A 15147-nucleotide genomic window follows, 5' to 3' on the forward strand; every position below is an offset into this window, starting at 1 on the left:
GCCTGCCCCGTCCGAGCTCGCCGGGAAGGGCATGATGGGGGTGTGGAGCGGTCGCTCGAGACCCAGGTCAGCCAGGCGGTGGACGCCTGGCTGGCGTGGCTGCCGCGGTGGGAGCCCGCCACGCACCGCGGACGGGTCGCGCCGTGCCGGCGCTGCTTCGGGTCGCCGGTGCTGTCGTCGGCGGGGCTCGGTGCCGACGTGCCGCACGGCGTGCAGCACGGCCTGTCGACACGGATCAAGACGATCATCGATCGTGCCGTCGCGGACTACACGGCCATGAACCTGCCGATGCTGCAGGCCGAGCTGGACCAGCAGGCGGCTCGCAACCGGGCGCGCAGCTACCGGCCCGCCGAAGGCCTCGAGCCGGAGTTCGAGGGCCTGCCGCTGGATCCCGAGCCGACTCCCGGAGCGCCGTTCCTGTTCACCATCGCGGGGCTCGCGGAGGAGGCGGATGCCGACGTGCCGGCGCTGCCGCCGCTGACCGACGAGGCGAAGGCGGCGCTGCGCCAGGAGGTGGGCCTGGCCGACGACTACGCGAACATGATCGGCCGTGAGGTGTGCGCGATCCTGCTGCACCATCGCCTGCGGATCCAGGCCGCCGTCGCCGAGTTCGTCGAGCCGCAGATCGAGGCGATGCTCGCCGAGCTCACGCAGTCTCTCGATGCGCCGTTCGATCCCCATGATCCGCGCGATCGGCTCGACGGCTGATGCGGCGCGGCGGTCCACAGGCGGCGGGGCCGCACAGCGGTCTTTGCTAGCATGGCCAGGTTTATTGCGCTCTCGGTGAGAGTTGTGCTCGGCATGCGACCTGCGGGGAGGTGAGGTGGCCGCACGGCTTCCCTCTGCGCCACCCATCCTGCCGGGACTGGCGTACATCCGGCCTCTCGGATCGGGCGGCTTCGCCGACGTCTTCCTCTACGAGCAGGACATGCCGCGTCGCAACGTCGCGGTGAAGGTGATGCCCAGCGACGTGCGGGATCCGGAGCTCCGGCGCATGTTCAACGCCGAGGCGGACGTGCTGGCGCACCTCTCGGCGCATCCCTCCATCGTGACCGTCTACCAGGCCAGCATCTCGGCCGACGGGCGTCCCTACATCGTGATGGAGTACTGCCCCGGATCACTCGCGCAGCGCTACCGGGTCGAGCGCATCCCCGTCGACGAGGTGCTCACCATCGGCGTGCGCATGGCCAGCGCGCTGGAGTCGGCTCATCGCGCCGGGCTCGTGCACCGCGACGTCAAACCCAGCAACATCCTCGTCACCACCTTCGGCACGCCGGTGCTCGCCGACTTCGGCATCTCGTCGTCGCTGCTGCGGCAGTCGCCCGACGAGGTGCTGGCGATGTCGATCCCGTGGAGTGCGCCGGAGGTGATCGCCGAGCAGACCGCCGGCACCGTGGCCAGCGAGGTGTGGAGCCTCGGCGCGACCGTGTACTCGCTGCTGGCCGGGCACAGCCCGTTCGAGCGGCGAGAGCGAGGACAGAACTCCAAGGAGCTGCTGCGCCGGCGGATCGCGCGCGCCGCCTACGTCGACATCCCGCGTCATGACGTTCCCCCGTCGCTGCAGCGCGTGCTGGCGACCGCGATGAGCCGCGACCCCGCGCGCCGCCAGCCATCGGCGCGCGCGTTCGCAGAGGCGCTGCGCGAGGTGCAGGCCGAGCTCGGGCTGTCGCCGACGCCCATCGAGGTGCCGGACGTGGACTGGACGCCGGCATCCGGTCCGGTGGACTTCTCAGACGCGGCGCTGCGGGGACCCGCGCGCTCGCGGATCGAGCGCGAGACGACCCGCAAGCGGCCGGTCGGCGCAGGCGTGGCGGCGCTCGTGCGCGACGAGGACACCGACATCTCCGCGCCCTCGCGCGCCCGGACGCGTGTGCTGCCCTGGGTCGTGGGCGTCGGCGCCGGCGTGGTGGCAGGGGGCGCGATCGCCGTCGCCGCGCTGCTGGCCGCGGGGGCCCTGGGATGAGGCGCAGCACCCTCGGCGGACTGGTCGCCGGCGGCGTGGCCGTCGCGCTCGTCGTGGGCGTCAGCGTGGTGTGGCCGGGACTGGACGCCCAGGAGACCCCTGAGGTCGACGCCGCCGTGTGGGCCCTGCAGACCGGTGAGGGCCGCCGTTACGCCCGGGTGAACACCGCGGTCGGAGAGCTCGACACCGTCCGCAGCATCAGCAACCCCGATCAGGTGGTCCAGACCGCGGATGCCGCCTACGTGTTCAGCGACAGCTACAGCAAGGTCACGCGGATCGACGAGGCGATGCCGGTGGACCTCGACGAGGAGATGCTGCAGGCGTCGCCGTCCACGCCGCCGGGCACCGTGGAGGTCGTCACAGCGGGGGACCACGTCGCCTACCTGACCGACGCGGGGGCGGTGTACGCCGGACTCCTCTCGTCCGGCGCCCCCGCGCAGCTGGACCCGTTCCCCTCGGACGACGAGGATGCGCCGCAATACGCCGCCGAGGCGATCGCGGTCGACGATCGGGGCATGCTGTTCAGCTACTCCCGCGAGGACGGCTCCGTGCTGCGCTACGACATCCGCGAGTCGGCGGTGCGCGGCCGGGATCCGCTGGAGGCCGAAGGCCTCGCCGCTCCGGCGATCACGGCGGCAGGCGACACGTGGGCGGTCGTGGACACCGAGGACGGCGACGTGTGGCTGCGCGGCGCCGACGGTGCGGCATCCGCCCCCACCACCGGCACCGTCGTCGTGGGGGAGCCGGACGCCCGGGGCGCCGATGTGTACCTGGCCGACGAGACCGGCCTCGTCCGCGTGCCGGTGGACGGGTCCGGGATGGACGTCGAGGTGGGGGGCACCGCCGGCGCGGTGCTCGGGACGCCCGCTGAGCCGGTGAACCACGACGGCGAGACCTTCGCGGCCTGGCTGCCGCAGGGCGAGACCGGCGGCGTGCTGTGGCGCTCGGGCAGCGCCGAGACGGTGCCGCTGGATTACGGCGGCGAGGCGATGCCCGACGAGCGCCGCCCGGTGTTCGTCGCGGGCGGGTCGACCCTGATCCTCAACGAGACCCGGTCGGGGTGGGCGTGGTCCCTGCCCGACGGCGCGCTCATCGCGTCGAGCCAGGACTGGTCGCTCGATGACCGCACGAACCCGGACGCCGTGCCCAGCCAGGAGCAGCTGCAGGTGGTGCTCGACCCGAAGCCGCCGATCGCCGAGCCCGACGCCTTCGGCGTGCGGGCGGGGGCCCTGGCATCCCTGCCGGTGCTCATGAACGACCACGATCCGAACGAGGACGTGCTCGCCATCGACCCCGCCTCCGTGACGGGACTGGATCCCGGGTTCGGCACCGTCACGATCACCGACGACGGTCAGCGGTTCGCGGTGCGGGTCGCGCCGGGCGCGACCGGCTCGGCGTCGTTCTCATACGCGGTCACCGACGGCACGACCGCCGGCGGACTGGTGTCGGAGCCGACCACGGTCACCGTGACCGTCGTGGAACCGGACGCCAACGCGGCGCCGGAGTGGTGCGGGGTCGACCGCTGCCTCGTGGAGTGGCCGGAGCCGCAGGTCGCCAGGGGCGGCACCGTCACCGTGCCCGTGCTGCCGGGATGGGTCGACCCCGAGGGAGACCCGCTCCTGCTGCTGGGAGTCCAGAACGTCACCGGGACCGGCAGCGTCGCCGCCACCCCCGGCGGCGACGTCGTCTACCAGCACAGCGACTCCGGCGACTCCGGCGACGAGGTGGTGGAACTGGCGGTCACGGTGGCCGATACGCACGGCGCCACAGCGACGAAGTCGCTCATGGTGACGGTGTCATCCCAGCCGCAGCTGGCGGCGCAGTCGTTCGCCGTCGTCGACACCGTCGGCTCGGGCATCACTGTCGACGTCGCCGACCATGTCACCGGGACGGCGGGCATGCTCACGCTGGACTCGGTGCGGGTGCTCGATGACGCCGCGGCGACCGCGACCATCGCGGGCGGGTCGACGTCCTTCGATTTCTCGGCGCGGGAGGCGGGAACCTTCCGGGTCGACTTCACGGTCACCGACGGCACCTCCGAGGCGACCGGCACGGCCCGCATCACGCTGCTGCCCGCCGATGCCCCGGCGCAGCTGGCGACCTCGCCCGTCGTCGCGTTCGTGCGTCCGCAGGAGGATGCCACGCTCGAGGTCTTCGACGCCGTCTCGAACCCCACGCGGCGGGTGCTGCTGCTCAGCGATGTGGTGGCGACGGCGGAAGAGGGCGCCACGCTGTCGGTCGATGCGGTGGGGCAGAACCACCTGCGGGTGTCCGGCTCCACGGCGGACGGGGCACCGGGGCGTCTGGGCACCGTCTCGTACGTGGTCAGCGACGGAACCGAGGACGAGGGCGCCCGGGTGGAGGGGCAGGCGACGGTGTACCTGCTCCCGCCCGCTCCCGAGCTGGCGCCCATCGCCGTCGACGACGCCGTCGTCGTGCGCGCCGGCGCACAGATCGACATCCCGGTGCTGGTCAACGACATCTCGCCGGCGGGCGGGCGGCCGGCGCTCAACCCCGAGGCGGTGACGTCCTCGACCGGTGCGGCGCTGGCGTTCGCGTCCGGCGACGTGCTGCGCTACCTCGCCCCCGACGAACCCGGCGAGTACGCCGTCGAGTACGGGGTGTTCACGACGGGCTCGCCCTCGCTCGCCGACACGGCGCAGGTGCGCGTGCGGGTCATCGACGACGAGGCCAACCGCGCCCCGACGGCGGACACCCTGGAGGGGCGCGTGCTGAGCGGGCAGTCGGCGACCATCGACTTCGACGGCTTCGGCATGGATCCCGACGGCGACGTCGTGACGCTCGACCGCATCGTCGAGCAGCCCGAGCGCGGAGCGGCGACCATCTCGGCCGACGGCACCTCGATCGTGTACACGAGCGTCCCGGGCGACGCCGGCCAGGTCTCGTTCCGGTACCGCGTGGTGGACGCGCTGGGCGAGACGGGTGAGGGGACGGTCCGCGTCGGCGTCCTGGACGGCGAGGCCAATCCGAGTCCGGTCACCTTCACCGACTACGTCCAGGTGCAGGCGGGCGCCGACAACACCATCCGCGTGAGCCCGCTGTCGAACGACATCGATCCGACGCTGGGAACGCTGCGGATCACAGACATCCGACCGGACCTTCCCGAGACGCTCGTCGACGGCAGCGACAACCCCGAGTTCGCGCGCCTGTCCGAGCGCATCGTCTCGGTCGACGACACGACGGTGGTGGTCGCGGCGGGCGAGGAGCCGGCGACGATGTCGTTCCTGTACGACGTCGAGTCGTCCTCGGGCAACACCGGCCGGGGCCTGATCGTGGTCAAGGCGGTGCGAGAGAGCGTGCCCGACTACCCGATCGTGTCCGACACGATCCTCACGGTCGAGACGCGCGAGGACTTCCCGCGCGGCGTGGACGTCGTCGCCGGGAAGGTGATGTGGTCCGGCGGTGACGTGTCGGATCTCGAGGTGTCCCTGTGGGGCGACCCCGAAGACGTCACGGTGACAGGGACCCGCCTTCGGGGTGAGCTGCCTGCGAGGACCCGGCTCATCCCCTTCGCCGTGACCGGCGAGGGCACCTCCGGCCAGGTCACCTCGTACGGCTTCCTGAAGGTCCCCGGCGGCGACGACGTCGCGTTGACGATGCGCGCGGGCGCGACGCCCCCGACCGTGGACGAGCTCGATTCGGTGACGTTCGACCTCGCGGGCCTGGTCGCCCGTCCGCGCGGCTCCCAGCTGGAGGTGGGCGCAGACGTGCGGGCGTCGGGAGCGCGTCCCGAGGCCGCGTGCGCGGTGGTCTCCGACACGACGGTCCGCTACGACGCCGGCGCCGGAGCGCCGTGGGTGGACGCGTGCCAGGTGCCGGTGCGACTGGCGGGGACGGACGACTGGACCTATCTGTCGGTGCCGGTCATCGTCCATCCCCGCGATCCGCAGCCCGAGCTGCGGCCGGCATCCATCACCGTCGGGCCCGGTGAGACGGCGACGTTCGACCTGCGCAACATGACGACGTGGCAGCTGCGCGAGGACTGGAGCGGCATCCGCTACGGCATCGAGCACGGCGGCAGCGCATTCGAGGTCGCCCAGGAGGGGTCGATCGTGACCGTCACGGGCGCCGACCGCGCCGTGCCGGGTGCGGAGGAGGCGGTGGTGGTGTCGGCACCGAGTCACACCGCCGTCGCGCCGGCGCGGCTGCTCCTGCGCGTGGGCGCCGCGCCGTCGACGCTGCCGCAGGGCGGGTCGGTCGTGCAGCAGTGCTCGCAGTCCTCGGGATCGTCGTGCACGATCGACGTCATCGGCGGGAGCGGCGAGGTCAATCCGCTGCCGCGCACGCCCCTGGAGGTGGTGGCCGTCCGGCCGACCGGCGCATGCGTGGGCGTGAGCTTCCACGTGGCATCCGGCTCCGCCGTCACCGCGTCGTGGACGAGGGATGCCCCCGGCGCGACGTGCAGCGCGACCTTCTCCGTGCGCGACGCGCAGGGACGCGTCACCAGCTCCGAGCGCGACGGGCGGCTGCTGCTGGATCTGCTCGGCTTCCCCAAGTCGCCCGCCAGCATCGTCCAGACCGGCTACGCCGACGGATCGGTCACGCTCCGGGTCGATCCCGGCGAGGCCCGGCTGGCATACCCGTCCCTCGCCGGCTTCGTCGTGCGCACCGGCGGCGCCGAGGTGGGCCGGTGCTCGACGGACGGGACGTGTCCGCCGATCGCCGCGCCCAACGGCGAACAGCGCACGTACGAGGCGTGGGCCGTCAACGCCGTCGGGGAGTCGCGCGCGAGCGTGCGGACGGTCGCGTGGGCGTATGACGCGCCGGGCGCCCCGGCCGGCGTGGACTGGGCGCCGGTCGTCACGTCCGACGGCGCCGGCGGCATCATCTCGCTGTCGATCGAGGGCGTCGACGCCTCCGAGACGGGCATTCTCGAGATCTCCAGTCCGTCGGGCGAGACCGTTCGCGTCCCGGTCGGGCGCAACGACGAGCGCGTCGAGGTCCGCAGCTTCCGCGTCGGGGCGAACGTCCCCACTCCGGTCACCATCACGCCGTATTCGCGCTTCTCGCTGCCGCCGGGGCTCGGCGGTCAGCCGTCCGGACAGTCCGTCACGGTCAACGCCCACGGGGTGGGGGCGCCGCTGAACGTCACGCTGTCCCTGACCTCGCGCTCGACCGGCAACAATCAGTCCACGGTGGAGGCCGTGGCGACGGCGCAGCAGAACGGCATGGGGTCCGAGCTGCGGTACGACATCGTGCCCTACGACCAGCGGTTCCGCTGCGACCCTGTGGTGGGAGGCGACCGTGCCTCGTTCCCCGGGCTGGCCGACGGCGAGGAGTATCGCTTCGTCGTCTGCGTCGAGTCGTGGTACGAGGGAACCGCGTTCGGCAGCAGCGGCGCCGAGGCGAGCGTGCGGGCCACCCAGAGCGGCGCCGCGCCGCAGGGGTACACGTTCGTGGTCGACCGTCAGCCGCTGATCGAGGGGCAGCAGGCGCGCTGGCGCATCACGCGCGACCCGCAGTCGAGCGAGAACCCGCCGCGCAACAACGAGGTGCACTTCGAGAACTGGGGACCCGGTTCGACCATCTATGACCGCAACCCGGAGATCAGGGTGTTCTACCGGCACCGGCTGTGGGGCACCGAGTCGGCACGGGCTCCGGTCACCCCGGCCCCCGGCAGCGCGCCGTATCAGGTGCAGGCGCGCTGGTCGATCGACGGCTGCACCGCCGGCAGCACGCTGCAGCGCGGCTCGTCGTCGAGCAACGGCGAGGGCACCGTCACCTGGTCGGATGCCCGCATCCGGTTCTACGACGCCAGCGGCGCGCAGCTGCCGTACACGGCCGGCTCGTGGACGGTGCCGGCGGGAGCCGCGAGCGTTGAGGGCGTCGAGGTGACCGTGTCGTGGAGCGCCGCGTGGAACCTCGCTCCGGCGACACAGCAGCTGAGCGCCACATGCGACCCCGGGACGCCGCCGGGGCAGCCGCCGACCCCCTGACCTCTTCACCGAGCACCGACGACCGCGAAGGACACACATGAGCATCACGCAGGAGCAGGCCGACTGGTTCGCGCAGACGTTCGGCCAGATCGCCGACAACGTCGAGCGCGCCGTGCTCGGCAAGCGCCACGTCGTGGAGCTCGTCCTCACCGCGATGCTCAGCGACGGCCACGTGCTCCTGGAGGACGTCCCTGGGACGGGCAAGACCTCGCTCGCGCGAGCGATGGCGCAGTCGGTGCAGGGCACCAACACGCGCATCCAGTTCACGCCCGACCTGCTTCCCAGCGACATCACGGGTCTGAGCGTCTACGACCAGAAGGAGGGGGTGTTCGAGTTCCACTCCGGCCCCATCTTCGCCAACATCGTCCTCGCCGACGAGATCAACCGCGCGAGCCCGAAGACCCAGTCGGCGCTGCTGGAGGTCATGGAAGAGGGGCGCGTCACGATCGACGGCGTGACCCGGCCGGTCGGCGTGCCGTTCCTCGTGCTCGCGACGCAGAACCCGGTGGAGCAGGCCGGCACCTACCGGCTTCCCGAAGCGCAGCTGGACCGCTTCATGATGCGCACGTCGCTCGGCTATCCCGATCACGCCGCCACCGTCCGCATCCTCGACGGCGCCGCCATCGCGACCGCCGAGCTGGCGCCGGTCATCACGCCTCAGGCGCTGGTGGGGATGGCCGACATCGCGGCCCAGGTGTACGTCGACGCGCTCGTGCTCGACTACATCGCGCGGCTCGTGGACGGCACGCGGGCGGCGGACGAGGTGCGGCTGGGCGTCAGCATCCGCGGCGCCCTCGCCCTCACCCGGGCCACCCGCACACGCGCGATCGCGCAGGGCCGCACCTACGCGACCCCCGACGACGTGAAGGCGCTCGCGGTGCCCGTGCTCTCGCACCGGCTGATCCTGCACCCCGAGGCGGAGTTCGATGGGGTGACCCCCGAGACGGTCGTCGGTCAGGTGCTCCTCGACGTCGCACCGCCCAGCAGGCGCGAGGCCGTATGACGACCACCGAGTCGCGCCTCACCCGCACCGTCGCCTCCACCGGGACCGCCGGGCGCACGCACGTCACCTCGACGAGCGTGGCACCGTCGGGACGCGGCCGCGCTCTGGTGCGCGCCGCGGTGTGGGCGGCGGAGGCTTCGCGGGCAGCCGGCTCGGCGGTCAGGACCGCGGCGGAATGGACGGCCGGAACCGTCCGGCCCGCCGGCGTGCTCGTGGCGCTCGCCGCGACGGTGGGCCTCGGGCTCGGGATGCTGTTCGGCTGGGTGGAGTGGATGGTCGCCGGCGCGGCATCCCTCATCCTCCTCGTCGCGGCGGTGCCGTTCCTGTTCGGGGCGCGCGCATACGAGGTCGGCCTGTCGCTCGCGCACGAACGCGTGGTGGCCGGCGAGGACGTCACCGGCGACGTGGTGGTCCGCAACGACGGCCGCCGCATCGCGCTGCCAGGGCGCATCGACATCCCCGTCGGAGCCGGCCTGGTGGAGTTCGGCGTTCCGCTGCTGCGCCCGGGCCACACGGTGTCGCAGCCGCTGGAGATCCCGGGGCTCCGCCGCGGCGTCGTGACGGTCGGGCCCGCCACGACCGTTCGGAGCGACCCCGTGGGCCTGCTGCGGCGCGAGCACGCGTTCGAGGACGTCCACGAGGTCTTCGTGCACCCGCGCACGACGGTGCTTCCCTCCACCAGCGCCGGGCTGATCCGCGACCTCGAGGGAAGCCCCACACGCCGGCTCGTCGACGCCGACATCTCGTTTCACGCCATCCGCGAGTACGCCCCCGGCGACTCCCGCCGCCAGATCCACTGGCGCTCCACGGCCAAGACCGGCCGGCTCATGGTGCGCCAGTACGAGGAGTCCCGCCGCTCGCGCATGGCCGTCGTGCTCGGCGCGTCCGAGGGCGAGTACGCCGACGCGGACGAGTTCGAGCTCGCGGTCTCCTGCGCGGCATCCCTCGGGCTGCGTGCCGTGCATGACGCCCGCGACGTGCAGATCGTCACCGGATCCGAGATCCCCCGCGTCGTGCGGGGCCGCCTGCGCGCCATCCGGCACATCCCCGCCGCCGCCCCGCGTCCGATGCTCGACGGCTTCAGCGGCGTCGAGCTCCTCGAGAGCACCATGCCGGTCACCGAGGTGTGCCGGCTGACCGCGGAGTCGGGGGAGCGGCTGTCGATCGCGTTCGTGGTGGTCGGTTCGCGTGTCACCCTCACCCAGCTGCAGCAGGCCGCGCTCGCGTTCGCCGCCGACACCGCGGTGGTCGGGGTGATCTGCGACGAGAGCGCGCATCCGCGGCTGCAGCCGCTCTCGGGTCTGACGGTCCTGACGGTGGGCACCCTGGACGACCTGACGGGTCTGCTGCTGCGGGGAGCGACGTCGTGAGGCGGGCCACGGATGCCGTGAACCCGCGCCGGAGGCCGCTGCGCCTCGTGCCGCGGATCGTCGCCGGAACCGCGTTCACCGTCGTGATCGTCGCGGTCGCCGCCATCGCAGCGTGGCCGATCTACCGCTCCGGCAGCTACCTGCTGCTCGTCGGCTCCGCCGTGCTCGCGGCAGCGGCCATCGCCGCCACCGGGTGGCTCCGCCGCTGGAGCGCGTGGATCGTCGCGGCGGCCCTCGCCGTCGGGATGCTGCTGCTCGGGGTGCCGCTCGCCGTGCCGTCGCGACTGGGCGGCCCCGCGGAGCTGACGCGCGGACTGGGGGAGCTCGCGAGCGGTGTGGTGCTCGGGTGGAAGGATCTCGTCACCGTCGAGCTGCCGGTCGGCTCCTACCGCAACCTTCTCGTTCCGGCCCTCGTCGTCTTCCTCGTCGGCGCGTGCGCCCTGCTGCTCCTCGCGTGGCGGGATGACCGCGCGGCGTACCTCGCCGTGCCCGTGGGCCTTGCCATGGTCTCCTTCGGGCTCTTCTTCGGGCGCACCACGGTCAGCGCCCCGCTCAGCGTCGGACCGGTCACCCTGCACGCCCCGGTCGAGACGGCCGTCGGTGCGACGGCGCTCCTGTCGGGGGTGCTGTGGCTGGCGTGGCGCACGCACGACGAGCGCGCCCGGGCACTGCAGCGGGCGGCGGTCTCCAGCGGCGTCCGCGTCTCGCGCCGTCCTTCGAGCACGGATCGTCGGCGCACCGCACTGGGAGCAGCCATGACGGTCGGGGCCGTCGCGCTCGCTGTCGCGATCGTGCCGTTCGCCGCCCGCGGCGCCGAGCGCGACGTGCTGCGCTCGGCCGTCGGCCCGGACATCGACCTGTCGGCCGAAGTCAGTCCGCTCTCGCGCTACCGGTCGCTGTTCGCCGACGACCGCGCCGAGGATGTGCTGTTCACCGTCGAGGCGACGCGCGGCGCTGCGCTGCCCGAGCGGGTGCGCATCGCCACCCTCGACGCCTACGACGGCGAAGTGATCCGCGCCGGAGGAGACGGCGCGGCCGAGGCGGGGCGCTTCGTCCGCGTGCCGTCCGCACTGGATGCCGGGCCCGGCCGGGAGGTCGCGGCGCGCTTCGAGATCGAGTCGTGGAGCGGCATCTGGATGCCCACGGCCGGCCGCCTCGAGACGGCGGCGTTCGAGGGGGACCGGTCGAGGTCACTCGCGGACGGCTTCTACTACAACGCCGAGGCCTCCGCGGGAGTGCAGACCGCCGGCGGCGGCCTGCGCGACGGCGACGCCTACGTCCTCTCCGGCGTCGAGGCGGGAGCCGGCGACCTGACCCAGGCGGACGCGCCCGGCGAGACCTCGGGCGACGACATCGCCCCCGAGAACCTCCGCCGGTGGATGGACGCGCATGCGACGGGGTCCGACGGAGCAGCGCTTTCCGCGCTGGTGTCGCTCCTGCGCGAACGGGGATACCTCAGCCACGGCCTGACCGAGGGCGAGGCGCCTCCGGTGTGGACGACCGCGCTGGCCGACTACTCGTTCCAGCCCAGCGCCTCGGGGCACTCGGTCGCCCGCGTGGACGCGATGTTCGCACGACTGCTCGAGCGCGAGAGCGACCCGCGGGCGGAGGCGACGGGCAACTACGTCGCCGCCGTCGGCGACGACGAGCAGTTCGCCGTCGCCGTCGCCTTGATGGCCCGCGAACTGGGGTTCCCCTCGCGCGTCGTGCTCGGTGCGCGGCTGACCAGTGCCGACCCGCAGCTGCCCACGTGTCGCGAGGGACAGTGCCGTGCGCAGGACCTGGCCGCATGGACGGAGGTGCAGTCGGCGGACGGGCAGTGGCTGGCGATCGACGTCACGCCGCAGTACGCGACCTCGCCGAGCCTCGAGGTGACCGAGCAGCGCGACCCCGAGAACGTCACCGAGGTGCGGCCGGATGCCGTCGAAGAAGTGGTCCCTCCCGACCCGACGCAGGAGGACACCGCGTCCGACGACAGTCGCGAGGAGGAGGCCGGTCTCGCCCTGGCCTGGCTCTTGCCCGCGCTGCGCGTCGCCGGGATCGTGACCCTGGTGCTCCTGCTGGCGCTCGGACCGTTCGCCGTCGTCCTCGCAGCGAAGGCCCTGCGCCGCCGGGCGCGCCGTCACGCCCCGTCCGCCGCCGCGCGCATCGCCGGCGGGTGGGAGGAGTACGTCGACGCAGCGATCGACGCCGGCCGCGACGCGCCCCGAGCGGCGACGCGCACCGAGCTCGCGGCGGCCTTCGACACCCCGGCAGGAGCGCGGCTCGCCCGCGAAGCCGACCGCGCCGTGTTCTCGCACGCGGATGTCGCCGACGACCAGGCCGAGACGTTCTGGGCGTCCGTCGACGAGGAGCGGCGCGCGCTGCGCTCGGAGCGTGGGTTCTGGCGAGGACTCGCCACGACCGTATCGTTGAGATCATTGGTCCGACCGTTGGCGCCTGCGAAAGGCGTCCGAACGCGAATCGTCGAGAGGGGGAGACGACGGGCTGTGCCTGTTCGTCCGATGCCATGACCGCCACCGATGCCTCCGCGGCCGTCCTCGGGCCGCTGATCAGTCTGCTGCTGTTCGCCGGGTTCTACGTCTGGATGGCGCTCGCGCTGGCCGCCGTCTTCCGCAAGTCCGGTGCGGAGCCGTGGAAGGCGTGGGTCCCCGTGCTCAACTACGTCGTGCTGCTGCAGCTGGCGGGCCTGTCGCCGTGGCTGCTGCTGTTCGCCCTGGTGCCGTTCGGGCTCGTGGTGGTGCTCGGCATCGCGATCTACCGCATCAGCGTCGCCTTCGGCTACGGCGCCGGACTCACCGTGCTCGGCGTCATCCTGCTGCCGGCGTGGGCCTCGGTGATCGGGTTCGGCAGTGCCCGGTGGGTCGGCCGCGAGGAGGCCGAACCCGGTCCGCGGCGCTCCGCGGCGCCGGCGTCGGCGCCCGCGCTGCCGTCCCTCCCGCCGTTCCGCGGCCCGCAGGATACGTTCGGCGTCGCCCCGTCCACGCCGGAATCCACGTTCGGCGGCGTGTCGCAGCCCTCGTACGGCGTCACGTCGGCGTTCGCGCCACTGACGACGTCCGAGTCATCCCCTTCGGCGCCGCCGACCACGCCGTTCTTCGCCCCCGCCCCGTCCCCGGTCCCTCCCGCCGCTCCGACCTACAGCCCAGGCTCGCCGGTCCGGCGGACGCCGACGGCGCCGGATGCCGAGCCCGCCGTGGCCGGCTCATGGATGGCGCCGGCCGGCGGATGGAACCCGCCGCCGCTCCCGGACGACGAGGACGACCCCGTCGAGGCGGAGCCGCGCGAGCAGCAGCGCACGGTCGCGCCCGAGGCGCCGTTCCCGGCGTCGCGTTCGCGCCGCACCGATGCCGCGGCGGAGGGCCACGATGAGACGGTCCCCGCAAACGACGTATGGCGGGGGTTCGAGGCGTCGGACGTCACGGGTGAGGTGACCGGCGCGATCCCCGGAGCGCCGGCGCCGATCTCCGCCGTGGCGACGCCGGCCGCGGAGCACACGCCGGCTCCGTCCACGCCGCCGGTCACGCCTGTCCCGCCGCCGCCCATGCCCTCGGACGAGCCGGACCCGTGGGTTCCGTCGCGGTCGCCGATGAACGACCGCGACGCGTTCCCGGAGGCGTCGGCACCGGTGTCGGCCGTCGCCGGGGCGCCCAGCGCTGGAGGCCCCATGGCCGCCCGGTCGTCGGTGTCGGCCTTCCACGCGCAGCCCGAGATCCCCGACAGCGCGATCGAGGAGACCGTGATCGCGCGCCGCCGCCGCACGCATTGGTCGCTCATTCCGCCCACCGGCAACCCGGTCGACATCGGGGCCGAGACCGTGATCCTCGGCCGCAAGCCCTCGCCCGACCCGCAGTTCCCGGGAGCGCAGCTCATCTCGATCCAGGACGGCACGGTGTCCAAGACGCACGCGCGCCTGCAGCTGCGTGACGACCGCTGGTACGTCACCGACCTCGACTCGACGAACGGGGTGCTCTTCGCCACCCTGATGGGAACCGAGGTCGAGGCGCCCCGTGGCGTCGAGGTCGAGGCGGGCGACCGGTTCCTGCTGGGTGACGCCGAGATCCGGCTGCAGCGGAGCGACACGTGACCGGGGCCGGTCACGAACACACACCCCCGACCGCTCGCACCGACTTCTCCGCGCGCGCCGCGGACGAGGGGACTCCCGACGACGCGACGGTGATCTCCACCCGGCGGTCCGCCGAGACGACGCCGGACGATGCGACGCCGGACGACGCCACGCCGGACGACGCCACCATTCTCGTGTCGCGGTCAGGGCGCTTCCCGGATGCCGCACGCGCATCGCCGCCCGGCTCGGCGGCGCCTCCTCCGGGACCGCGCCGGACCGCGTCCTCCCCCGACTCCGCGGCGACGCCCGACGATGCGACCGTGGTCGCACCGCGGCGTGGCGAGCGGGCGGCAGCTCTCCAGCCGGACGACCCGGACGATCGGACGGCCATCGCAGGGCGGCGCGCGCCCGAGCCTGCGCGAGGCCCCGTCGCCGGTCCGGCGGCCGGCGCGGAGACCGACGAGACACAGCTGCGAGGCGTTCGCCGCCGTCAGCCGACGGCGCCGGCCGCTGCCGACGAGGGAGCCGGTCGCACCGCCTACGTGCCCGACGCCGACGGGGTGACGGGCCGCCGGCCGCCTCGCAGACCCACGGCCGTCGTCGCACCCCGGACGATCGCGCCCGCGCCGCGAGCCGACGTCGCGTCGCTCCCGGCCGATCTCGCGCGCGTGCACCGCCGGCACCGTGCACGCCGCCGCCGCACCGTCGTCGCGATGGCGTCCGTCGCCGTCGTCGCGCTCGCGGCGGCTGTCGCCGGCGTCCTGCTCCTGCTGATCTGAACCCCCCGA

General features: G+C 73.5%; 8 protein-coding genes. All 8 read left to right on the forward strand.

The features are described from left to right. Positions 1-42 precede the first annotated feature (42 nt). On the forward strand, positions 43-708 hold the full coding sequence (locus AC5RVZ_RS01720) for a spermidine/putrescine ABC transporter substrate-binding protein (protein ID WP_494064061.1): 666 nt from the start codon (positions 43-45) through the stop codon (positions 706-708). 115 nt (positions 709-823) lie between these two features. Next, positions 824-1963: a serine/threonine-protein kinase gene (locus AC5RVZ_RS01725; RefSeq protein WP_494064062.1), complete on the forward strand. Its 1140-nt coding sequence runs from the start codon at positions 824-826 to the stop codon at positions 1961-1963. Beyond that, positions 1960-7920: an Ig-like domain-containing protein gene (locus tag AC5RVZ_RS01730; protein ID WP_494064063.1), complete on the forward strand. Its 5961-nt coding sequence runs from the start codon at positions 1960-1962 to the stop codon at positions 7918-7920. The genes AC5RVZ_RS01725 and AC5RVZ_RS01730 overlap by 4 nt, the downstream gene beginning before the upstream one ends. Before the next feature lie 37 nt (positions 7921-7957). Next, on the forward strand, positions 7958-8923 hold the full coding sequence (locus tag AC5RVZ_RS01735; protein ID WP_494064064.1) for an AAA family ATPase: 966 nt from the start codon (positions 7958-7960) through the stop codon (positions 8921-8923). After that, a complete protein-coding gene (locus AC5RVZ_RS01740; protein WP_494064065.1) occupies positions 8920-10293 on the forward strand; it encodes a DUF58 domain-containing protein in 1374 nt (457 codons plus the stop codon). The genes AC5RVZ_RS01735 and AC5RVZ_RS01740 overlap by 4 nt, the downstream gene beginning before the upstream one ends. Next, positions 10290-12806 carry a transglutaminase TgpA family protein gene (locus tag AC5RVZ_RS01745; RefSeq protein ID WP_494064066.1) on the forward strand — a complete coding sequence of 839 codons (2517 nt, stop codon included), beginning with the start codon at positions 10290-10292 and terminating at the stop codon, positions 12804-12806. The genes AC5RVZ_RS01740 and AC5RVZ_RS01745 overlap by 4 nt, the downstream gene beginning before the upstream one ends. Further along, on the forward strand, positions 12803-14380 hold the full coding sequence (locus AC5RVZ_RS01750; protein ID WP_494064067.1) for a DUF5684 domain-containing protein: 1578 nt from the start codon (positions 12803-12805) through the stop codon (positions 14378-14380). Before AC5RVZ_RS01745 ends, AC5RVZ_RS01750 begins: the two co-directional genes overlap by 4 nt. Next, the gene (locus AC5RVZ_RS01755) at positions 14377-15138 is read left to right on the forward strand and encodes a hypothetical protein (protein ID WP_494064068.1); all 762 of its coding nucleotides are present in this window, start codon (positions 14377-14379) and stop codon (positions 15136-15138) included. Before AC5RVZ_RS01750 ends, AC5RVZ_RS01755 begins: the two co-directional genes overlap by 4 nt. The last annotated feature ends 9 nt before the right edge of the window (positions 15139-15147 follow it).

The sequence above is a fragment of the Arthrobacter sp. Cza30 genome (genome assembly GCF_059090765.1).

Coding starts and splice junctions, on each gene's coding strand:
- AC5RVZ_RS01740 (WP_494064065.1), top strand. CDS start 8,920: ATGACGACCACCGAGTCGCGCCTCACCCGCACCGTCGCCTCCACCGGG.
- AC5RVZ_RS01730 (WP_494064063.1), top strand. CDS start 1,960: ATGAGGCGCAGCACCCTCGGCGGACTGGTCGCCGGCGGCGTGGCCGTC.
- AC5RVZ_RS01735 (WP_494064064.1), top strand. CDS start 7,958: ATGAGCATCACGCAGGAGCAGGCCGACTGGTTCGCGCAGACGTTCGGC.
- AC5RVZ_RS01750 (WP_494064067.1), top strand. CDS start 12,803: ATGACCGCCACCGATGCCTCCGCGGCCGTCCTCGGGCCGCTGATCAGT.